Below are 22227 nucleotides of genomic sequence, written 5' to 3'. Positions count from 1 at the left end.
GGCCGGGTTCAGGCTTCGTTCCGGGCTCCTCCGACGGTGTCCAGCGGGCGCTCGGGCGTCCGGGCCGCGATGTGCAGGAACTCGGTGAAGGTCCGCGCCCACCGCTCGATCGTGGTGCGGGTGAACAGGTCCGTGGAGTACTCGAACGTCACCGTGATGCCGTCGTCGGCCGGGACCAGGACGACGTAGAGCTCGTTGCGCGCCACCGCCTCCGTGGGCAGGTCGCGTACCGAGGCGGACACCGACGTCAGGCCGAGGGCGGGCGGCGGTGTGGTCACCACGGTGAAGAGCACCGTGGGGTACAGCTCCTCCCCGGTCCCCGGAGCGGCCAGCTCCACGATCTCCGTCAGCGGCAGGTCCTGGTGGTCCAGCGCCGAGAACAGCGCCGTGCCCAGCTGCCGCGCCAGGTCGGCGAAGGTGCGCGCCTCGCCGGTCCGGGCGCGCAGCGGCACCGCGTCGCCCAGCAGCCCGACGATCTCCGCCCGTTCGCGCCGCGTGCGGTTCGCGCTCGACGCGGCCACCACCACGTCGCCCCGCTCGCCGCACAGGTCGGCCAGCCAGGCCGCGAACGCGGCGGCCAGGACGGAGTAGGGGGTGGTGCCGAGGCGGGCCGCGGTGTCCGCGACGGCGCGGGGCGTGTCACCCGCGACCACCCAGGTGTGCGTCGCCCCCCGGCCGGACAGCGCCGCGGGGCGGGGCAGGTCGCGGGGCAGGGCGGGGCGCAGGGCCACCCCCTCCAGTTCGGCGCGCCAGAACCGTTCGGCCTTCGCCCTGCGCCGGCCGTCCGGCTCGTGCTCCGACCGCGCGAAGTCCGTGAACCGGGCCGCCGGTGCGGGCAGTCGTGCCGGGGCGCCGGCCCGCCGCGCGTTGTACAGCTCCTCCAGGTCACGCCGGATGATCCCCAGGGACCAGCCGTCGCAGACCGCGTGGTGGAAGACGGTGACCAGCACCCAGTGCTCCGTGCCGAGGCGTGCCAGGCGGAAGCGGAACAGCGGCGCGCGGTCCATCGCGAACGGCACCGACGCCTGTTCCCGGCACCACCGCTCGACGGCATCGTCACCGTCGGCCTCGTCACCGTGGGCGGCCCCGTCACCGACGCCCTTGTCACCGACGGCCTTGTCACCGTCGGCGGCCGGTGCGCGCAGGTCGGCGACCGTCAGCTCGACGGGCACCTCGGCCAGCACCTCGACGTGGTGTCCGCCGTCGTCCCGCCGCACGGCCCGGCTGCGCAGCGCCTGGTGACGGTCCACCAGGTCCTCCAGGGCCCTCTCCAGGACCCCGGGGTCGAGGTCGCCGCGCAGGTCGATGCGATGGGCGATGTTGTAGACGCTCGGGTCGTCCCGCTCGTGGTGGCGCCGCCACAGCCGGCGCAGGGTGGCGGGCAGGGGGACGGTGTCCACGACCCGGTCCGTGGACGCCGGCCGTTCGCCGCGGGCCGCGACGCCGCGGATGGTGGGGTCGCGGAAGAAGTCGGCCATGGTCAGCTCGACGTCCGCCTGCTCCGCCATCCGGTTCAGCAGGCGGATGGCGCTCAGGGAGTGGCCGCCGAGGTGGAAGAAGGAGGCGGTCACCGGTATCCGCGGGACGCCGAGCTCGTCGCACCACACCTCGTGCAGCGTCTTCTCCAGCGGGGTGGCCGGCGCGGAGTCCGGGTCCGTGGCGGCCTCCGTGGCCGCCTCGTCGCCGGACGCGGGGTCCGGCAGCGCGGCGCGGTCCAGTTTCCCGGAGGCGTTCACCGGCAGCCTGTCCAGCACCGCCCAGCGGCGGGGGACCAGGTGGTCCGGGAGCACCCGGGCCAGTGCCGCGCGCGGCCCGCGGACGCCGTCCGGCCCGGGTACCACGTAGGCGGTGAGTTCCATGTCGCCGTGCCGGTCCCGGTGGGCGATGACGGCCGCGTCGCGCACACCGGGCAGCATGGTGAGCGCGGCCCGCACCTCGCCGGGGTCGACCCGGTGGCCCCGGATCTTGACCTGGTCGTCGGTCCGGCCGCGGTACTGGAGGGTGCCGTCCGCCCGCCAGCGTCCGAGGTCACCCGTGCGGTACAGCGTCCCGCCCGCGCCGTCCGTGCCGTCCGCGAGGAACGCGGCCGCGGTCTCGTCCGGTCGCGCGTGGTAGCCGTGCGCCACCTGGACGCCTCCGACGTGGATCTCGCCGACGGCGCCGACGGGCGTCCGGCGCCCCGCGCCGTCCAGCAGCCGGATGCGCGTCCCCGGGAGCGGCGTGCCGATGGGCGGCCACTCCTCCCCGTCCGGCTCCACGGGGTGCGAGGTGACGACGACCGAGGTCTCGGTGGGCCCGTACTGGTTGTACAGCGCGCAGTCCGGGTGCGCGGCGAGGAAGCGGCGGAAGGAGCCGGTCAGCCGCAGCGGCTCACCCGCCGAGAACAGCTCGCGCAGGGACGGGAGCCGGGGGTCGGTCCCCATCAGGTACGTGAGCGGGGTGCAGGGCATGAACATCCGCTGCACCTCGTGACGCCGCACCGCCTCGGCCACGGCCGCGGGGTCGTGGCGCACGGCGTCGTCGATGAGGACGAGCGCGGCGCCCGACGCCAGGGTGGTGAAGATCTCCTGCACGCTGACGTCGAACGCGGGCGACGTCCACTGGAGGGTGCGCAGCGCGGGATGCCGCCGGAGGTGTCCCCGGACGAGGTTCGCCGGGCCGCGGTGGGGCACGACGACGCCCTTCGGGCGGCCGGTCGAGCCCGAGGTGTAGATGCAGTAGGCCGGGTCGTCGGGCCCGGCGCCGTCCGCCGGGGGCCCGCCCCGGCCCGCGGCATCGGCCCCGTAGGGCGCGGCGGCCCCTTCCGTCCTGTCGGTCCCTCCCGTCCTGTCGGTGCCTTCCGTCCCGCCGGGCTCGTCGGCCCCGGCGGTCTCGTCGGCCAGGTGGACGGGCAGCAGGTCCGCCAGCCCCGGGTGCGGGGCGAGGACCGCGTCGGAGGTCAGCAGCAGGACCGGGGCCCCGTCGTCGAGGAGCGCGGACAGCCGCGCCGTGGGCAGCGACGGGTCGAGGGGCAGGTACGCGGCGCCGGTCTTGAGCACGGCCAGCAGCGCGGTGATCAGTCCGGGGCCCCGGGACAGCAGCACCGCGACGCGCCGGCCGCGCGTCGCTCCCCGGGCGCGCAGCCGCCGGGCCAGCCGGTTCGCCCGTGCGTCCAGCTCTGCGTAGGACACCTGCCGCGGGCCGCCGACCAGGGCGACGGCGTCGGGCGTCCGCCGTGCCTGTTCCTCGAACAGGCCGTGCAGGGTGTCCTCGGCGGTCGGCGCCGGCTCGTCGAGGCGGCCCAGCCGGGCGAGGGTGGCGCGGTCGGAGCCGGTGACGGCGGTCAGGTCGGTGAGGGGGGCGCCGGGGTCGTCGAGGGCGCGGCGCAGCACCTGCTCGACGTACTCCACGAAGCGGCGCACGGTCGCCTCGTCGAAGAGGGCGGTGTCGTACTCGACCATGAACCGGACGCCGTCCGTGTGACGGGTGAGGTAGACGCTCAGGTCGAACGGGGCCCGGGCGCTGGGCACGTCGAGCAGGGTGGCCGTCAGCCGGGGCGGGTCGAAGTCGGCCCGGCCCTCGTTCTCGTACTCGACCATCACCTGGAACAGCGGGTTGCGGCCCGCGTCGCGCGGCGGGTTCAGCGCGCCGACGAGTTCGTCGAAGGGGACGCCGCGGTGGTCGTAGGCCGCCGTGCTGCTCTCCCGGACGCGGCCCAGGAGGGTCGGGAAGTCGGGGTCGCCGGTGAGGTCCAGACGCAGCGGCACGGTGTCGAGGAAGACCCCGACGTGGTCCTCGGCTCCGGCCGGACGGGCGGCCACCGCGGTGCCGACCACCAGGTCGCGCTGTCCCGCCATCCGGCCGAGCACCGCCGCGACGGCGCCGGTCAGGGCCATGAAGAGGGTCGCGCGGTGCCCGGCGGCGTACGCGCGCAGCCGGTCGACGAGGCCGGCCTCCAGGGCGTGGGTGAGGCTCGCGCCCACGCCGGACCTGACCGGCGGGCGGGGCCGGTCGGTGGGCAGCGAGAGGTCCGGGGCGTCCCGGAGCGTACGCCGCCAGAAGTCGAGTGACGCGGCGAGTTCGGCGGCGCCGGGCCGCTCCGCCGGACACGGTTCCGGCAGGGGCGCCGGCCCGGGCCCGTCCTGCGCCCGGGTGCGCGCCCGGTAGAAGGCGGCCAGGTCGCGGACGAGTACGGCGGTGGAGGAGGAGTCGAAGACGATGTGGTGCGCGAGCAGGAACAGCAGGTGCCGTTCCTCCGACAGGCGCAGCAGCCGTGCCGTGAGCAGGGGCCCGGCGGTCAGGTCGAGGCCGTGGCCGTGGCCGCCCGCGTTCTTCAGGGCCGCGCGCAGGGCCTCCTCCTCCGTCGCCCCGCCGTGGTCCTCGACCGGGCAGTCGAGCCCGGCGTCGTCACGCACCTCCTGGTACGGCACTCCGTCCCGGTCTCCGAACACCGTGCGCAGCGCCGGGTGCCGTTCGGCGACGCGGTCCAGCGCCCACCGCAGCGCGGCCACGTCGAGCGGCCCGTCGAGGCGGACGGCCTTGGGCTCGTGGTACATGGCGGTGCCGGGGTGCAGCTGTTCCAGGAACCAGATGCGGCGCTGCGCGGGCGTGAGCGGCATCCGCGTCGGTGCTTCGGGCGCCGCCCGCTCCCCCGCCTGCCCTCCACCGCCGCTCCCGCCGCTTCCGCCGGTTCCGCCGGTTCCGCCGGTTCCGCCGCTCGCCCCGGCCCGGAGGCGGTCGAGCACCGGCAGGGAGGCCAGGACCTTCTCCTTCGGCACGCCGAAGTCCACGAAGCAGGCGATCTCGTCCGCCCCGGCCTCCACGAGCGCGCGCACCGTCCCGGCGACCGTGTGCACGTCCCCGATCAGGGCGCGCGAGGCGCAGTAGCGCTCGTAGGCGCGTCCGAGCAGGAACTCCACGTCGCTCTCGGGGGTGTTCTCCAGGTCCACCGCGAAGCCGAGGCTGTTGGTCACCTGGTCGAAGAGGGAGAGCGAGGAGCGCAGGTAGGAGACGAAGGGGCGGTACGCCTCGGCCCGCGCACGCTCCGCGTCCTCCTCGAGGTAGGTGTGCACCAGCACCACGACGCGTCCCGCCGCCGGGTCGAGTCCGTGCTCGGCACGGGTGCGCCGGTACAGCGCGATGTTCTCGGCGAGCTGCTCGACGGTCTGCGCCATCAGGTTGGTGACCACCCCCAAGCCCTCGGCGGCTGCCCGCCGGTAGCTGTCCGGGTTGCCCACCACCGCGACGTACAGGGGCAGTTCACGCTGCACCGGGCTCGGGTGCAGCCGTATGTCGACGGGCTTGCCGTCGCCGGCCGTCATCGTCACCGGCCGCCCGGACCAGAGCTCCCGGACGGTGGCGAGCTGCTCGTACATCGCTTCGCGGTGCCTGCCGAAGTTCTGCGGGGCGAGGGCGAAGTCGGTGGCGTGCCAACCGCTGGCGAGACACAGACCGGCCCGGCCGTGGGAGATGTTGTCGACGACCGACCACTCCTCGGCGACCCGGACCGGGTGGTGCAGCGGCAGCACGACGGAGCCCGCGTGCAGCCGGATCCGGCGGGTGCGGGCCGCCAGCGCGGCGGCGAGCACGGAGGGGTTGGGGAAGAGCGCGCCGAAGGAGTTGAAGTGGCGCTCGGGGAACCACAGGGCGTGGAAGCCCTGCCGGTCGGCGAACTCCGCCGCCTCCATGATCAGCGCGTACTTGTCGTGGGCGGCGTCGTCGGGGTAGTCGCCGAAGAAGTAGAGGCTGAAGTCGCAGCCGGCGGGGGGCGCCGGGACGGACGCGGGCCCCGGAGCCGGCACCGCGCACGCGCCGTGCCGCGTGGCGCCCACGGGACCCGAAGCCTGGCCCTGCCCCGAGGCCGAGCCTTGGCCCGGAGCCGGGGCCAGTCCCGGAGCCGAAGCTTGCGCTTGGGCCGAGGCGGGAGCCGGGGCCGGAGCCGGCGCTTGGGCCGAGGCGGGAGCCGGGGCCGAGGCTTGGGCTTGGGCTTGGGCCGAGGCTCGGCCCGGAGCCCAGGCTTGGGCCGAGCCCTGGGCCGAGCCCGAGCCGAGAGCCGAGGCCGGTGCCCGGCCTGGGGCCAAGGCCAGGGCTGCGGCCGAATCCTGGCCCGGAGCCGAAGCTTGGCCCAGGGCCGAGGCCGGAGCCGGGGCCGAGGCTTGGGCTTGGGCCGAGGCTTGGCCCGGAGCCCAGGCTTGGGCCGAGCCCTGGGCCGAGCCCTGGGCCGAGCCCGAGCCGAGAGCCGCAACCGAGGCGGGCGCTGGGATGACGGCGGGCACCGGGCCGCCCGGAGCCAGGGCCTGGGCATGGATCGGGGCCGAGGCCCGAGCCGGAACCGAGGCGGGCGCCGGAACCGAGGCGGGCGCTGGGCCGCCCGGGGCCGGGGCTTGGGCACCAGTCGGGGCCGGGGTCGTCGTGGGGGCCGTCGCGGCGGGCTCGAAGCGTGCGGTCGGCGCCGTCGGCGCGTCCACGTTCCGGTGCGGGGCCAGGGCCGGTGCGGGGGCGGACGTCAGCAGGTCGAGCTGCCGTGTGAGCAGACCCCCCACCCGCTCGACGAGCTGCCCGGCGACCTCCAGCTGCTGCCCCAGCAGGGCGTGCAGCTCAGGGGTGGCCTCGGGCGCCCTAAGCGCCACGGGGCCGACCGCCTCCCGCGGCGCCTCCCCTCCCGCACCCGTCGGCCCGGCATCGGCCGCCCGCACGTCCACCTCCCCGGCGTCGGCCGACCCGGCATCCACCTCCGCGGCGTCCGCGGACCGGGCGTCCACCCCCGCGGCGGTCGCCGCCGGTTCCGCCCGCAGCCCCGCCAGGCGTACCGCGAGCCTCCGCGGGGTGTCCGCGGAGTCGAACAGCTCCCGCACCGGGACCCGCACGCCGTACCGCTGTTCCAGTTCCGCCGTCATGCCCATCAGCGCGAGCGAGTCCGCGCCCAGCTCGAAGAACGAGCTGTCGGGCGTGACCTCGGCCTCCCGCCTGCCAAGCTTCTCGGCCGTCAACCGCTGTACCGCGGTGAGCAGTTCGCCGGTCACGGCAGCCTCCTGGGAAACGTCGGTGCGGTCGGCGGAGGGCTCCGGCGCCCGGACCGCGTGGGGCACGTGGGGCACGTGGGGCGCGCCCGTCTCCGCGAACGCCACCCGGCGTCGCCGGAGCGGGTGCCCCGGCAGCGGCACCCGGCCGCCGCCGGGCGTGAGCGCGCGCCAGTCGAGGTCGGCCCCTCGGCCGTACAGCGAGCCGAGCGCGGTGAGCAGCCCCTCCACCTGGCCCGTCGCGCCGCCGTCCTCCCCCTGCCCGCGCAGCCAACGGCTGCCGGGTACGCAGTGCCGGCCCAGGCCGGTGAGGGTGGCCCCGGCGCCGATCTCCACGAAGTCCCCGCACCCCTGTTCCGCCGCCGTGGCCATGGCCAGGTCGAAGCGGACCGGCTCCCGCGCGTGACGGCAGAGGTGGTCCGCGTCGACGCTCCCTCCCGCGGGACGGAACGCGCCGTCGGCCGTGGTCACCAGCGCGGTGTCCAGCCTCCGGTACGCGACCTTCTCCGCGTGCCGCCGGAACTCGTCGAGCGCCGGTTCGACCGCGGCCGTGTGGAACGCGAGGCCGACGGAGAGTCTGCGCGATCGCAGCCCTTCCTGGCCGCACAGCCGCGCCGCCTCGTCCACGGCCCGGGGCGGGCCCGAGAGGACATGGGCGTGGGGGCCGTTGACCACGGCCACCGTGGTGCCGGTGGCCAGGGCGAGACGACGCGCGGTCCGGGCGTCGGCGCCGACCGCGAGCATGCCGCCGGGGGGACACGCCGTGTGCATCAGGTGCCCGCGCCACGCGGTGAGCCGCAGCCCGTCCTCCAGCGTGAGCGCGCCGGCCGCGTACAGCGCCGCGTACTCGCCGACGCTGTGGCCCAGCACCAGGGCGGGGCGGACACCGACGGCGCGCCACACGTCGGCGAGGGCCGCCTGGTGGGCGAACAGGGCCGCCTGGGCGGTCTCGGTGGGCCAGATCCCGCCCTCCGTGGACGGCTGCTCCAGCAGGAGCGGCAGCAGGTCGCCGCCGAACTCCTGGGCGTACGTCCGCGCACACGTCCGGAGCGTCCGCCGGGCGACCGGGAACGCGGCGTACAGCCCGCCCGCCATGCCGCGGCGGGCGCTGCCCTGCCCGGAGAAGGCGAAGGCCACCGGCCCGACCCGAGGCCCGGACCGCGGCGTCTCCTGCGACCGCCGTGCCTCCAGGGCGTGGGCCAGTTCCCCGGCCGTGCGGCCGACGACCGCGGTCCGGGCGGGGAGGTGGGGCCTGCCGAGGGACAGGGTGGCGGCCACGTCGCGGGCCGGGAGGTCCGGCCGCTCCCGAAGCCTGTCCCGGAGCCGGCCGGTGAGTTCGTCCAGGGCCGAGGCGTCGCGGGCCGACAGCGGTACGAGCACGGGCAGTTCGGTGCCGGGGCCGGAAGGGGACGCCGTGTCCTCCGCGCGCGGCGGGGCCTCCTCCAGCACGACGTGGGCGTTGGTGCCGCCGACGCCGAGCGCGCAGACCCCGGCGCGGCGCGGCGCACCGTCCGGCACCGACCACGGCCGCAGCTCGGTCGCCAGCCGCAACGGGCCCCCCTCCAGCCGCAGTTCCGGATTGGGCCGGGTCAGGTGCGGCGTCGGCACCAGGGTGCGGTGACGCAGCATGAGCACCGTCTTGATGAGGCCGGCCATTCCCGCGCAGGAGTCGGTGTGCCCGATGTTCGGCTTCACCGAGCCGACCGCGCAGAAGCCGGGACGTCGGGTCGCCTCCCCGAACACCCTGCCCAGCGCCGCGAGTTCCACCGGATCACCGAGCCGGGTGCCGGTGCCGTGCGCCTCCACGTACGAGATCGTCTCCGCCGGCACACCCGCCCGGCGCAGGGCCTGGCGCACCACTCCCGCCTGCCCCGCGACTCCCGGAGCGGTGAAGCCGACCTTTCCCGCCCCGTCGTTGTTGACCGCGGAACCGAGGATCACCGCGTGGACGGTGTCGCCGTCGGCCAGCGCGCGGTCGAGCCGCTTGAGCAGCACCGCGGCCACACCGTTGCCGCCCACGGTGCCGTCGGCGTCGGCGTCGAAGGCGCGGCAGCGGCCGGTGGGCGACAGGATCGAGCCGGGGTGGCTGCGGTAGCCGGTCTCCTGCGGCAGGTGCACGGCGGCGGCGCCCGCGAGCGCCAGGTCCGCCTCGCCGCCGAGCAGGGCCTGCACCGCGAGGTGCACGGCGACCAGCGACGTGGAACAGGCGGTCTGCACGCCGATGGCCGGTCCGGTGAGCCCGAGACGGTAGGCGACGCGCGTGGCGAGGAAGTCGGGCTGCCGCCCGATGGACGCCTGCATGCCGACGGCGGGGTCCGTCCCGTCGCTCGACCCGTGCGCGGCACCGCTCGCGGGCGGCTGCTGGTGGTCGTAGAGGTTCATGCCGGAGCCCGCGAACACGCCGATGTGCGTGTCCGGTTCGGCTGCCGCGTAGCCGCCCTGCTCCAGCGCCTCGTGGCAGACCTCCAGGAACAGGCGGTGCGCCGGGTGGGTGAGTCCGGCCTCCTTGGGGCTCATCCCGAAGAAGTCCGCGTCGAACTCCTCGACCCCGTCGAGGATCCCGGCGACGGGCACCCGGTCGGGGGCGCCGCGCTCCTCCGGAGTGAGGCCCGCCGCCGCGAGTTCCTCCTCACCGAACACCCGGACGCTGTCCACCCCGTCGCTCAGGTTGGCCCAGAACCGCTCCGGGGTGTCCGCGCCGGGCAGACGGAGCGCCAGCCCGACGACGGCGACCCGCCGGTCCTCGCCCACCGGTGCGGCGGTTTCCGGCGCGCCGGCACCCGGGGCGGCGGCACCCGGCGCCTCCGCGGACGCCCCGCCCTCCACCGCGGCGTGGGCGGGCGCCGGCTGCCCACGCGTGCCGGGGCGGGCACCGGACAGGTGCGTGGCGAGGGAGCGGGCGGTGGGGTGCTCGAAGAACGCGGTGTGGGCGATCGGTGTCCCGAGCCGTTCCTCCAGCCGGGCCCGCAGGCGGACCAGGAGCACGGAGGTCAGACCGGTCTCGTAGAACGGCGCGTCGACGTCCACCGCGTGGCCCAGCACGGCGGCGAGTTCCTCCCGCACCGCCTCCGTCACCGTCTCCGCGGCCCCCTCCGTGGCCGTCGCCGCCTCCGCAGCCGTCACCGCCTCCGGGTACGCCCGCGCGGCCGGCTCCGGCGCGGAGGGCACGGCCGGTGTGCCGGAGCCGCCGCTCGTGAAGCGGTCGCGGAGTTCCGCGCGGCGCACCTTCCCCGCCGGCGTCCTCGGGAACTCCTCCACCTGCACGGGCACGACGTGGGCGGCGGTGAGCCTGAGCCGCGTGAAGAGCGCGGCCCTCACCTCCCGTGCGATGCGCGCGTCCTCCGCGGGGCCGCGGCTGACGAAGAACAGGGCCAGCTCCTCGGTGCCCCGGTCCGTGCGGGGGATGCCGCAGGCGGCCACCTCGCCCTGCCGGACGCCCGCGACGGCGGTGGCCGCCTCCTCGACCTCGTGGCAGTAGACGTTGTGGCCGTTGAGGATGATCAGGTCCTTCCGCCGGCCGGTGATGACGACCTGCTCACCGTCGAGGAACGCCAGATCGCCGGTGTCCAGCCAGTCCGGACCGGCGGGGAAGGCCGCCGCGTCGGCCTGCGGGTCCTCCACGTAACCGGGGGTCAGGCGTGCGGGCGAGTGGACCTGGAGCCGGCCGATCCGTCCGGGCGGCATCAGGCCGCCGCCGTCGTCGACGATCCGCAGGGTCACACCGTGGGCGGGGGAACCGGAGGCCACGAAGGTGACGCAGTCCTCCTCGGGGGTCCGCTCGTCGGCCCGCGTCAGCTCGCCGCCGAGACTGCTCTTGAGCAGGCGGTGCACGGTGCCGGGCCGGTCGAGCCGGCCGTAGGTGACCGCCGTGACCGTCTCGGCCATGCCCCACGCGGGGACGATGTGCTCCTCCCGGACCCCGTACCGGGCCGTCGCGTCGAGGAAGCGGCGCAGCACCGGCAGCGCGATCCGCTCGCCCCCGCAGAGCAGGGTCCTGAGGCCGCTCAGGTCCCACCGCCCTTCCTCCCGCCGCTCGGCGAGCGCGTCCGCGACGAGCTGGTAGGCGAAGGTCGGCGCCCAGCCGTGCCGCGCCCGGTGCCGGTCGAGGAGGTCGAGCCAGCGCAGGGGGTCGCCCAGGACCAGGTCGGTCGGTGCGTGGACGTTCGTGCAGCCGGTGAAGACGGGGAGCACGTGGTGGAGCAGGAAGGCCCCGCTGTGGTCGAGCGGCAGCCAGTTCACCGTGGTGTCGTCCGGACGCACGTCAAGGATCCGCCGGGTGCTCGCCGCGAAGTCCGCCAGGCCCGCGTGGGTCAGCCGTGCCGCCTTGGGCACGCCGGTGCTGCCGGAGGAGAGCATCAGCAGGGCGGTGTCCGAGGGGTCGGGGTCGACGAAGCCGTCCGCGGGCGGCGCGTCCAGGTGGTCGTGCACGAGACCCACGCGCAGGGCGGGGGCGGCCTGGGCCAGCGCCGCGCCGCCGACGGCGTCGCTCAGTACCAGCGGGCGGTCCAGCAACCGGTCGACGTGCAGCAGGCGTTCGAGGGCCGGAGATCCGGGCAGCGGGGGCTCGGCGACGGCCACCGGCCGGGCGCCGCCCAGCACGCAGGCCCAGAACGCGGGGAAGAACTCCGCCGACGGCAGTCCGCACAGGACCACCGCGTCACCCGGGCGGACCCCCCGCTCGCGCAGCCCGGTGAGTGACCGGCGTGCCGCGTCCAGCAGTTCGGGGTACGACCGGGAGGTCGTCGTGCCGTCCGCGGCGACGGTCCGGACGGCCCCGCCCGAACCGGACCGCGCGGCCCGCAGCAGTGCCTGCACCGCGTCCCGTGGATCACTCTCGGTGCGGGCCGGCTCGGGACCCCGGCAGACCGCTTGCCCCGGTACGCGTTCCATGCGAGTCCTCTTCCTCTGCGTCTCCTCCGGCCGCGGTCGGCCGCGAACCGGTCGCACCATGCCTTCTGACGGCGGCGCCCAGCAGCACCAGCGCCCCGCACACCGCCACGCCGTGGAAGACGGCCACGACGGCCAGGGCGGGCAGGGTCTCCAGAGCCGCCGCGGCGGCCACCATGCCCAGCGCGAACCCCGACTGCTCCGCCACCGCGGACATGCCGAACAGCCGCCCCCGCTCCCGGTCGGGCACCGCCTGCAGCCGCGAGGTGTAGACGATCTCGGTCCAGCCGTCCGCGAACCCGGCCGACGCGGCCGCCGCCACCAGCGCGATCGCGGGCAGCCCGAGGAAGGCCGCCACGAACGAGAGCGACATCGCACAGGTACCGAGGGCGAACGACCGTTCCCCCCACGCCCCTTCGCCCTGCCGGCGCCTGAGCACCAGGTGGGCGAGGACTGTTCCCACCGCCCACGCCGTCCAGAACTGGGCCATGACCACCGCGGGTTCGGCCGGACGCGTGGCGTGCGCCACCACGGGGAGCGCGACGTTGTGGGAGGAGGACGCCAGGGCGTCGATCCCTCGCAGCAGGACCATCCCTAGCAGCAGGAGCGGCACACCCGCCACCACGCCCTTCAGCCGCCCGCCGTCCGCCCCGCCGGGCGGGGACACGGCCTTCCGTCCGGCGCCGGGCCCCGCGGACGGCTGGTCGGGGTCGGCGGAAACCTGCTCGGGGCCGGTGGACGGCTGCTTCTCGGAGTCGGCGGACGGCTGCTTCTCGACGTCGGTGGACGGTCGCAGCACCAGCAGCGCCGCGGCGGACACCAGGAAGCTGAGGCCGTTGAGCGCGAACGCGAGCGCGTAACCGCCGTACCCGATCACGGGGGCCGCGGAGGCGAATCCGAGGACGGTGCCCAGGGACCGTCCCGTCACCAGCACCCCGTTGGCCCGGGCGCGGTTCTCCTCGCCGACCATGACCGGAATCGCACTGCGCAGGGAGACGGTGAAGAACGTGTTCCCCGCCCCCAGCACCACGACCGCCCCCGCGAGCAGCCACAGCGGCGTGTCCTCGGCCCACAGGGCCATCACGCCCATGACGAGGCCCTGGGCGGCGTCGGCACCGATCATCACCGTCCGGCGAGTGGCGCGCGTGGAGAGCGCCCCGGCGAGCAGCCCCGCCGCGAATCCGGACGCCAGCCGTAACGCCGCGACGGCGCCGACCCCGAACGCCGTGCCGGTGACCTCGTAGGAGAAGAGGCTCAGCGCGATCAGGTTCAGATAGTTGCCGTAGGCGGACGCCGCGTACGCGGCCGCGACCGCCCGGAAGCGGCGGTTCACACCTCTCACCACGCCCCCCGCCGGTCGACCGAGCACCCAGTGTCACGATGGCGACCGATCGTAGCCAGCACGGCCCACCGGCGTCCCTCTCCCGTAACGGCCATACCGCCTTGCCCTTCGGCGTACGCGGTCTGCCTCTTCCGGCGGACCGGCGCGCTCACCAGCGGCTTGCCCCGCGCCGGCGCCGGGCGGGCGCCGGCGGGGCGCCTGCCGGGTCAGGTCCTCCGGGCTCGCGTCTCGTGCTGTTCTCCCACACCCCTCAAGGGTTTGCCCACCATCCCTCGGCCCACCGGCCCTCACGGCCGCACGCACACGCACCGCCTCTCTCCGGCACGGCATGTACGTTCGTACACTCCGCAAGGTACGCTCGTACACATGCCCACGGACTACTTCGCGGACGACCCGCGCACCAACCTCGAACGCATGGAGGCGGGCGACCTCTACATCGCCGACGACCCCGAGATCGGCCGCCGGCAGCAGCGGGCCGTCGGCCTGGCCGCCCGCTACCAGGCCGCCTACGCCGAGGACGCCGCCGCGGCCCAGCCGGTCCTGGCCGAGCTGCTGGGCGCGCTCGGCGAGGAGGCGCACGTCCGCCCGCCGCTGTACGTCGACTACGGCTCCAACATCGCCATCGGCGCCCGGACCTTCGTCAACTACAACCTCACCGCCCTGGACGTCGCCGCCATCACCATCGGCGAGGACTGCCAGATCGGCCCGAACGTCCAGCTCCTCACCCCCACCCACCCGGTGGAGCCGCAGCCCCGCCGCGACAAGCTGGAGGCCGCGAAGCCGATCACCATCGGCGACAACGTCTGGCTCGGCGGCGGAGTGATCGTCTGCCCGGGCGTGAGCATCGGCGACGACTCCGTCATCGGTGCCGGCTCGGTCGTCACCAAGGACGTCCCCGCCGGTGTCGTCGCCGTCGGCAACCCCGCCCGCGTGGTGCGGAGCCTGTAGGTCCTCCGCCATGGCCACCGGACACGCCGACCCGCGACGCCGCACGCGCATCCTCGACGCGGCCCTCGACCTCATCGCGGACGAGGGCATCGCGCGGGTCTCCCACCGGCGGATCGCCGCCCGCGCGGGCGTCCCGCTGGGCTCGATGACCTACCACTTCGACGGGATGGACGAGCTGCTGCGCGAGGCGTTCAGCCGGTTCACGCACCACATCGCCGCGGTCTTCGACGCCCACCTCAGCACCCCGGCCGACCCCGTCCAGGCCCGGGAGGCCGTGGCCGACCTCATCCACACCCTGTCCGAGGGAAGCCGGCGGGACCTCGTCCTCACCCAGGAGCTGTACACCCTCGCCGCCCGCCGGCCCGCCTACCGGGAACTCACCCAGGCGTGGATGGCCCGCAGCCGCGTCCACCTCGAGAAGCACTTCGACCCGGAGACCGCCCGCCAGCTCGACGCCCTGATCGAGGGCCTGACGCTCCACCGCGCCCTGGCCACCGATCCCCACGGCCGCGCCCTCACGCTGGAGGCCATCACCCGCATCACCGGCACCGGCCGCCGCGACCTCTGACCGGGCCGGCCGCTCAGTCCTCGAGCCCTCGCAGGTAGGCCGCGAACTTCTCCAGACCGTCGATGTTGCGCGGCCCGCTGATCCCTTCGTTGTAGTCGAGGACGAAGAAGTTGTTCGCCCTGACCGCCGGAAGGTCCCTGGTGCGGGCCGACTTCCTCAGGAAGTCGATCTTCTCCTCTGCGGGCCGGTCGCCGTAGTCGAGGATGATCACGACCTCGGGCCGGCCCTCGGCCACGGCCTCCCAGCCGACCTGGGTCCACCGCTGGTCGAGATCGTCGAAGATGTTGCGGGCGCCGGCGCTCCTGATGATGTCGTTGGGCGGGACCTGGTTGCCCGCTGTGAAGGGCTGGTCGGTGCCGGAGTCGTAGAGGAAGACCGGCAGCGGATCGCCCTCCGGCGCCGCCGCCTCGACGGCCGCGACCCGCTTCCTGAGCCCGTCCACGACCTCGCCCGCCTTCTCGGGCACCCGGAAGATCCGGCCGAGCCGGTCGAGATCGGTGTAGAGGGCCTCGAACGGGGTGACCTTCTCCGGGAAGCCCGGGTAGTTGTAACAGCTCTCCGTGTGCATGAAGCTCTGGACGCCGAGTTCGTCGAGTATCTCGGGGGTGATGCCCCGCTCGTCCTTGAAGCCCGAGTTCCAGCCGGCGACCACGAGGTCGGCCTCGGCCTCCACGACGATCTCCTTGTTGAGGAGGTCGTCGCCGAGCATCTTCACCTCGGCGTACTCCGAGGCCCATGGGGACTCGCTCACCGGCGGGTTGGCGGGAGGCATCACGTACCCGTGCACACGGTCCGTCAGGCCCAGACTGAACAGTTTGTCGGCGCTTCCGCCCTCGTAGGCGACGGCACGCTCGGGAACCGTGTAGCCGACGGGCTCCCCGCACCGCTTCACCACGACCTCGCCGGAGGTTCGTGCGGCGGACCCGACCTCGGCACCGCAACCGGTGACCAGCAGGGTCAGGACGAGGAAGGAGGCCGACGCCGTCGTGTTGCGCATGAGGTTGACATGCCTTTCGTGGAGGGGTGGTTCACCGTGAGGAGTCGAGCGAGTACAACAACTGCGGGGCTCCCGTCAGGGGATGCGGGACGACACCGGCCGTGACGCCGAAGACCTTGGCGACCAGCTCGGCGGTGAGCACGTCCCCGGGCGTGCCCGCGGCCACCAGGCGTCCCCGGGAGAGCACGCCGATCCGGTCGCAGGCCGCGGCGGCGAGGTTGAGGTCGTGGAGGACGATCAGGACGGTGGGCCCGGAACGCCGCAGCAGGGAGAGCAGCTCGATCTGGTGGCGGACGTCGAGGTGGTTGGTCGGCTCGTCGAGCACCAGGATCCTCGGCTCCTGGGCCAACGTCCGCGCCAGCAGCACTCGTTGGCGTTCCCCGCCCGACAAGGTGAGGACACCGCGCCGGGCGAGGTGGCGGATGCCGAGCCGCTCCATCACCTCGTGGCACAGTTCCCTGTCCCGGTGCCCCAGCGCCTGGCCGCCGCGCAGGTGGGGAGCCCGGCCGAGGGCGACGACCTCCTCGACCGTGAAGTCGAGGCCGACCGAACCGTCCTGGGTCATCGCGGCGACGAGCTGGGCGCCGCGGCGCGGTGTCAGCCGGGCGAGGTCGTCCTCCCCGAGCCGCACCGTGCCGCGGGTGGGCCGCAGAGCACGGTAGACGCAGCGCAGGGCGGTGGACTTCCCGCTTCCGTTGGGCCCGACCAGGCCGACGACCTGGCCGCTCGGCACCTCCAGCGAGAGGTCGTGTACCAGGCCGCGCCCGTCGGACACCACGGTGAGTCCGTCGAGGACGAGGCGCATCTCACCGGCCTCCGAACATGTAGGCCCTGCGGCGCAGCAGAGCGACGAAGACGGGCACGCCCACGAGCGCGGTGATGGCGCCGAGCGGCAGTTCACGCGGGGCCACCAGGGTCCGGGAGGCCAGGTCGGCCCACACCATGAAGACCGCCCCGATCAGCGGGGCGACGGCCAGCACCCGCGCGTGGGTGGCGCCGGCGAGCATGCGCACCAGGTGCGGCATGACCAGTCCGACGAAGGCGATGGCTCCGCTCACGGCGACCATCACGCCCGTCAGCAGCGAGACGAGGCCGAGCAGCACCTTGCGGTGGCGGTCGGGATCGACACCGAGGCTGACGGCGGTCTCGTCGCCGAGGGCCAGCACGTCCAGGGCCCGCCCCTGCCGGTGCAGGAGCACCATGGTGAGCGCCAGCACCGCGGCGACGACCGGAAGGGCTTCCCAGGAGGCGGCTCCGAAGCTGCCCATGGTCCAGTACAGGACCATGCCGGTCGCCTCGGTGTCCGACGCGAAGTAGATGATCACGCTCATCACGGCCTGGAAGCCGAGGGACAGGGCGACGCCGGTCAGGACCAGACGCAGCGGCGAGACCGCTCCCCGGGTGGCGGAGGCCGCGTACACCAGGACCGAGGCGGCGAGCGCCCCGGCGAAGGCTCCCGCCGACACCGCGTGCGCACCCAGCGAGGCCAGCGCCCCGGTGACGGTGACGCCGACGGCTCCGACCGAGGCGCCCGAGGAGACGCCGAGGACGAAGGGGTCGGCGAGCGGGTTGCGCACCAGGGCCTGGATGGCCACCCCGACCGCGCTCAGCCCCGCGCCGACCAGCGCCGCCAGCAGGACGCGCGGGGCGCGGATCTCCCAGACGATCCGGTAGGCGGTGGCGTCGTCCGCGTCGACCCGGCCGCCGGTCAGAGCGGCCCACAGATACCCGGCGGTCTCGTCCGGGGCGACGACCGCGGGGCCGAGGCCGATGGCCACCACGACCGAGACGAGGAGCACGGCCGCCGACGCGGCGCACAGCAGGACGAGCCGCCGGCGGCGGGCCGGCGCCGCCTTCCCGTCACCTGCCGGGACGCCCGGCGCGGCGCCGTCCCCGTCGCGGGGCGGTCCGGCGGCGGCCCGGGTCGCGGAGTCGAGGGGTGGGGGTGGGGTCGGAGTTGGGGATGGGGATGGGGATGGAGGCGGGGATGGGGTTGGAGGCGGAAAGGGATGATTCGGGGGCATGCCTACGGGACCTTCCACTCGGTTCACTCGGTCGGGCTGATGCGGCGGGGGCACGGCGGTCACGCCGTTTCGGGCGCGTCGCCCTTCCCGCCCGGGTGCGCGCGGAGCACGAGGAGTGCCGCCCCCAGGGCGACGACGACGAGGGAGCCGAAGGCCACGGCCATGCCGGGATATCCGGCCAGGCCGAGGCCCACCCCGCCGAGCGCCGCGCCGGCGAACACGCCGAGGCTCTGCCCGGCCGCGTTGAGGCTCAGGGCCGCACCGCGCAGCGGACCGCAGCCGCGGACCAGGAGGCTCACCGCGCACGCCGCCACGACCGCGTGACTGGCGGCGTGCAGGGACGTCATCACCAGCGCCATCGGCAGCCAGGTGGTGAAGTAGAAGCCGGCCACCGACACCAGGGCCGCCGCCAGCCCGGCCACCAGCAGCCGTTCGGTACTGAGCCCGGGCCTGGCGGCATTGGTGATCCGCCCGGTGAGGAGGTTGCTCACGAAGAACGACGCGCCGCTGAGCGTCCAGACGAACGCGAAGAGACCGGGGCCGAGCCGGAAGCGGTCGTCGTAGTAGACCGCCAGGTAGGAGAGGTAGCCCATGAACACCGCGGTGCGGAGCACGGACACGAGCAGCAGCGGCAGAACGCCACGGCGCGTGGCCAGCGCCCGGAACGACGTCAGGTAACGCGGCCGCGGTCCGTCGCCGGCGGGAGCGACCGCCCCGTCACGGCCCTGCCGGTAGAGGACGAGCGCCGGCAGGGCGCAGAGCACGGTGACGGCGAGGAGGTCGCCCTCCCATCCCCACAGGAGCGCGGGCAGGGCGATGACGGGGGCGGCGAGCATGGCGGTCATCGACTGCGTCGCGGTGACGAGGGTCGCCGCCCGCCCGGCCGCCCGGCCGTCGAAACGGTCGGCGGCGGCAGCGGTGAGGGCCGGGTTCAGCACGGCGGTGGCGGCGCCGGCCAGCAGGCAGAACGCGGCGAGCAGGACGAGGTCTCCGCTCGCGCCCAGGGCGGAGGACAGGCCCAGCGCGGCGAGTCCGCCGGCCGCCGCCCACTCCCTGCGCACCCGGTCCATGAAGGGGGCCAGCCCCGTCCCGACCAGCAGGGCGGCGATGCCTCCCAGGCCGCGCAGACCGCCCATGGCCGCCACGCCGGTGTCCGCCTCGCGGGCGATCGGCACCAGGTAGGTGCTGAAGACGGTGAACGGCAGAAGGCTGACCATCGAGGCCAGGAGTACCGGCCACAGGGTCCGGGACATCCGCAGATCGCCCGGCAGGGGCTCCCCGTCTCCGGCGGCACCGCCGTGGGCCACGGTCCGCCGGGGGTCCACGCTCACCCGCCCGTCCCGCCGGCGCCCACCCGCGCGACGGCGCGGTAGCGGTACATGACGGTCGGGTCGGCGCTGAACTGCGAGAAGGGGAACGGTTCGGCGTTCAGCGCGGTGACGCCCGCGCCGAGGAAGGCACGGGCCACGGCGCTTCCGGTCTGCGCGTACACGATCAGCGGGACCCCCCGCTCGCGGCAGTGCTGCAGGATGAGTCCGAACGTGCCGTTGCTCAGTGTCATTCCGGTGGCGACGACGGCGTCCGCCTCCTGGAGCACCTCGGTCATGTCGTCGGTGACCGGCTCGCCCCACTGGGTGGTGCGCAGGTTCAGGTCACAGGGCAGGCAGACGCCTCCCCGGTCGCGTATCGCGGCGACCAGCGGGTTGACCACGCCGATGAGGGCCACCTTGGCGCCCGGCGCGATGTCCAGGCACTCCGCGATCGCGGCGTCGCGGGCCCGGGCCCGGACGTCGGGGGAGCCCGGCGGCAGCGTCACCCGCTCGGCCTCGGCGGCCTCCCGGTGCGGTCGCACCCGGGAGAGGTAGGCGTCGAGGGCGGCGACCCGGACGGGCGCCGACTCGTGGCGGAGCAGCGTGTCCAGGGTGTGGCCCGACGCGTCCTGGCAGAACTCGGGGCCGAGTTCGCCGGCCTCGAAGGAGCAGGCCCCGAAGGAGTGTCCGACCCGGAGCACCAGGTAGTGGTTGTGGTAGGTGACCTCGCCGCCGGCCAGGCGGGTGGTGTGGTACAGCCAGAAGGCGCTGGTGACGGACAGTCCGCCCGGCTCGGGGCCGTGGTCGCCCGCCAGTACGTCGTCGGTCAGTTCCGCGACGGTGCGCGGCTCGGGGTGTCGCATCTCGGCACTTTCGGTGAGGGGTGGTGTCGCGGAGGCGGCAGCGGCAGCGGCGACAGCGACGTCGGCGTCGGCGTCAGTCACGGGTCGCTCGCGGGAGGGGCCAGGCACCGGTCGACCAGGGGAGCCGCAGCTCGTCGGGCGAGGCGACCTCGTGCGGCTTCAGCAGCTCGACGTCCTCGGCGTCGGCGTACCGCGCGAAGGCGCTCTCGGCATAGCGGTGGCCGGTGTCGGCGGCGATGAAGAGGTACCCGCAGGAGGGATCCCGCCGGCGCTCCCACTGCGCGGCCAGGTAGGCGGCCCCCGAGGAGAGCCCCGCGAAGATGCCGGTGGAGCGCAGGAGGCCGACGGCGCCCGACCGGGCGTGGCCGAAGTCCACCCAGTGGACGCGGTCGTACAGGTCGTGCCGGACGTTGCGGAACTCGATGGCGCTGCCGATGCCCGCGATGATCATGTCCGGGTCCGCGACCTTCTCCGACCCGAAGGTGACGCTCCCGAAGGGCTGCACGCCGACGAGGGACACGTCTCTGCCGGCCTCGCGCAGATAGGTGGCGAGCGCGCCGGTCGAGGCCCCGGAACCCACGCCGCCCACCACGGTCAGCGGCCCGTCGGGCATCTCGTGGCCGACGGTCTCGGCGACCTCGCGGTAGCCGTGGTAGTGGATGCTGTCGTGGTACTGCCGCATCCAGTGGTGGGAGGGGTTCTCCGCGAGGATCTCGGCGACGCGGCGGACCCTGGCCTCCTGGTCCAGCCGCAGGTCCTTCGACGGCCGCACCTGTTCCAGCGTGACGCCCAGGATGTCGAGCTGGACCCGCAGCGTCCGGTCGACGGTCGTCGAGCCGACGATGTGGCACTTCATCCCGTACCGGTGACAGGCCAGCGCCAGGGCGTGCGCGTAGATGCCGCTCGAGCTGTCGACCAGTGTGTCACCGGGCTCCACCTGGCCGGTCTCGAGGAGGTGGCGGACCGCCCCGAGAGCCGAGTAGACCTTCATCGTCTCGAACCGGAGACAGGCCAGACCCACCTCCAGCGCGATCAGATCGGGTTCCTTCACTGCCTCTGCTATGTGTTCGTGCACGTCCGTCTCCCCGTCAAGTGGGCTGCTCCCAGGCCCCGTTCGCACCGGAACGCACCGGTACGGGCCGGGCGGCCCGAGCCGCGAGCATCACACTGAATGAAAATGATTGTCAAGACGGATAACGTCGCCTAGCCTCGGCGGTGACCTTCCCGCTCCGGGCCGCCGACGCGGCGGCGGACGGGGCACCCGCCGGAGAGGAATCCCGTGACGCCACGTCGGACGGCAGCCGTGCGAGGACTTCGGCCACCACGGCCGGGGGCGCCGTCCACGGGGACGGGAACCGCGTTCGGGACGTTCGGTGAACTGCTGCAGGGCGCACTGCCCGAGGAGGACGGGGACTTCCTGGTGACACTCCCCGTGGCCCTCTGGAGCATGGCCACCTTCCGTCCGGACCCGCAGGCCACGGACGTGACGGTCCGCCCCGCCGGCAAGTCGAAGGCGCTCCGGCTCGCCCGGATGGTCCTGGCGGAGTCGTCACCGTCCATCGGCGGACTGCTGACCGTCCACAGCATGATTCCCGAGGGCAAGGGACTGGCCAGTTCGTCCGCGGACCTGGTCGCGACGGCACGGGCGGTGGGCCGGGCCGTGAAAAGCCCGATGCCTCCGGCCCGGATGGAGCGGCTGCTGGCGCGCATCGAACCCACCGACGGCGTGCTCTACCCGGCGATCGTCGCCTTCCACCACCGCACCGTCCGACTGCGGTCGGTCCTCGGATCCCTCCCCGCCATGGGGATCGTGGGGATCGACGAGGGAGGCTCGGTCGACACCGTCGCCTTCAACCGGCTGCCCAAACCCTTCACCCTCGCGGACCGGCACCGCTACGCCCTCCTGCTGTCCCGCCTCACGGCGGCCGTCCGCCGTCACGACCTGGCGGAGGTCGGCAGGGTGTCCACGCTGAGCGCCCGGATGAACCAGGAGCTGCGCCCCAAGGCGTCGCTGCGGCCCATGCGGGAGATCTGCCGGGAGGTCGGCGGGCTGGGGGTCGCCGTCGGGCACAGCGGCACCACAGTGGGAGTTCTGCTGGACGCGACGGACCCCTCGTATCCCCACCGCGCAGCGGCGGCGGCACGCGCCTGCGCCGACCTGGGGTACCCCGTCACCGTGCACAGGACCCTCACCTTCCCCGCCGCCTCCCGGGCCACGGCCTGAGCCCCGAGGACCACACCCGAGTGCTCGTCACCCGCCGGGGCACCGGACGGCGCATGGGTGCCAGGG

The 22227-nt window shown here is 74.7% G+C and carries 11 protein-coding genes; 3 read left to right on the top strand and 8 right to left on the bottom strand.

Annotation, left to right across the window (positions count from 1 at the left end):
• Nucleotides 1-8: 8 nt before the first annotated feature.
• Together GBN72_RS35695 and GBN72_RS31365 are read right to left on the bottom strand one after the other, a co-directional pair.
• The gene (locus tag GBN72_RS35695) at nt 9-11888 is read right to left on the bottom strand and encodes a non-ribosomal peptide synthetase/type I polyketide synthase (protein WP_246213025.1); all 11880 of its coding nucleotides are present in this window, start codon (nt 11886-11888) and stop codon (nt 9-11) included.
• A complete protein-coding gene (locus GBN72_RS31365; RefSeq protein ID WP_151775356.1) occupies nt 11827-13218 on the bottom strand; it encodes an MFS transporter in 1392 nt (463 codons plus the stop codon). The genes GBN72_RS35695 and GBN72_RS31365 overlap by 62 nt, the downstream gene beginning before the upstream one ends.
• 375 nt (nt 13219-13593) lie before the next feature.
• Here GBN72_RS31365 and GBN72_RS31360 point away from each other — a divergent pair, with 375 nt between their 5' ends.
• Both GBN72_RS31360 and GBN72_RS31355 read left to right on the top strand, forming a co-directional pair.
• Nucleotides 13594-14175, top strand: coding sequence for a sugar O-acetyltransferase (locus GBN72_RS31360; protein ID WP_151775355.1), 582 nt, complete (start codon nt 13594-13596; stop codon nt 14173-14175).
• A gap of 10 nt (nt 14176-14185) precedes the next feature.
• Nucleotides 14186-14743, top strand: coding sequence for a TetR/AcrR family transcriptional regulator (locus tag GBN72_RS31355; RefSeq protein WP_151775354.1), 558 nt, complete (start codon nt 14186-14188; stop codon nt 14741-14743).
• A gap of 13 nt (nt 14744-14756) precedes the next feature.
• On the opposite strand, the gene GBN72_RS31350 is transcribed toward GBN72_RS31355, so the two are convergent.
• From GBN72_RS31350 to GBN72_RS31320, 6 genes are all read right to left on the bottom strand, one after another.
• Nucleotides 14757-15740, bottom strand: a complete 984-nt coding sequence (locus GBN72_RS31350; protein ID WP_151775353.1) for an ABC transporter substrate-binding protein — start codon at nt 15738-15740, stop codon at nt 14757-14759.
• A 31-nt stretch (nt 15741-15771) separates the two neighbouring features.
• Entirely contained in the window at nt 15772-16545 is a 774-nt protein-coding gene (locus GBN72_RS31345; RefSeq protein WP_151775352.1) for an ABC transporter ATP-binding protein, read from the bottom strand.
• A 1-nt stretch (nt 16546) separates the two neighbouring features.
• Nucleotides 16547-17539 carry a FecCD family ABC transporter permease gene (locus tag GBN72_RS31340; RefSeq protein ID WP_439959841.1) on the bottom strand — a complete coding sequence of 331 codons (993 nt, stop codon included), beginning with the start codon at nt 17537-17539 and terminating at the stop codon, nt 16547-16549.
• A gap of 284 nt (nt 17540-17823) precedes the next feature.
• Nucleotides 17824-19095: an MFS transporter gene (locus GBN72_RS31330; protein ID WP_246213024.1), complete on the bottom strand. Its 1272-nt coding sequence runs from the start codon at nt 19093-19095 to the stop codon at nt 17824-17826.
• Complete coding sequence (locus tag GBN72_RS31325) at nt 19092-19937, bottom strand: Rossmann-like domain-containing protein (RefSeq protein ID WP_151775351.1); 846 nt, start codon at nt 19935-19937, stop codon at nt 19092-19094. The genes GBN72_RS31330 and GBN72_RS31325 overlap by 4 nt, the downstream gene beginning before the upstream one ends.
• Before the next feature lie 73 nt (nt 19938-20010).
• A complete protein-coding gene (locus GBN72_RS31320; protein ID WP_151775350.1) occupies nt 20011-21012 on the bottom strand; it encodes a pyridoxal-phosphate dependent enzyme in 1002 nt (333 codons plus the stop codon).
• A 228-nt stretch (nt 21013-21240) separates the two neighbouring features.
• On the opposite strand from GBN72_RS31320, the gene GBN72_RS31315 reads away from it, so the two are divergent.
• Nucleotides 21241-22161, top strand: a complete 921-nt coding sequence (locus GBN72_RS31315) for a GHMP family kinase ATP-binding protein (RefSeq protein WP_151775349.1) — start codon at nt 21241-21243, stop codon at nt 22159-22161.
• Nucleotides 22162-22227: the final 66 nt, after the last annotated feature.

The organism is Streptomyces abyssomicinicus (assembly GCF_008974245.1).
Taxonomy (GTDB): Bacteria; Actinomycetota; Actinomycetes; order Streptomycetales; family Streptomycetaceae; genus Streptomyces; species Streptomyces abyssomicinicus.
The sequence above is the reverse complement of the archived record's forward strand: the minus strand, read 5'-3'. Positions and strand labels throughout refer to the sequence as shown.

Bases quoted from the DNA above. Each gene is read 5' to 3' on its own strand.
- GBN72_RS35695 (WP_246213025.1), bottom strand. From the start codon at position 11,888: ATGGAACGCGTACCGGGGCAAGCGGTCTGCCGGGGTCCCGAGCCGGCC.
- GBN72_RS31360 (WP_151775355.1), top strand. From the start codon at position 13,594: ATGCCCACGGACTACTTCGCGGACGACCCGCGCACCAACCTCGAACGC.
- GBN72_RS31355 (WP_151775354.1), top strand. From the start codon at position 14,186: ATGGCCACCGGACACGCCGACCCGCGACGCCGCACGCGCATCCTCGAC.
- GBN72_RS31350 (WP_151775353.1), bottom strand. From the start codon at position 15,740: ATGCGCAACACGACGGCGTCGGCCTCCTTCCTCGTCCTGACCCTGCTG.
- GBN72_RS31345 (WP_151775352.1), bottom strand. From the start codon at position 16,545: ATGCGCCTCGTCCTCGACGGACTCACCGTGGTGTCCGACGGGCGCGGC.
- GBN72_RS31325 (WP_151775351.1), bottom strand. From the start codon at position 19,937: ATGCGACACCCCGAGCCGCGCACCGTCGCGGAACTGACCGACGACGTA.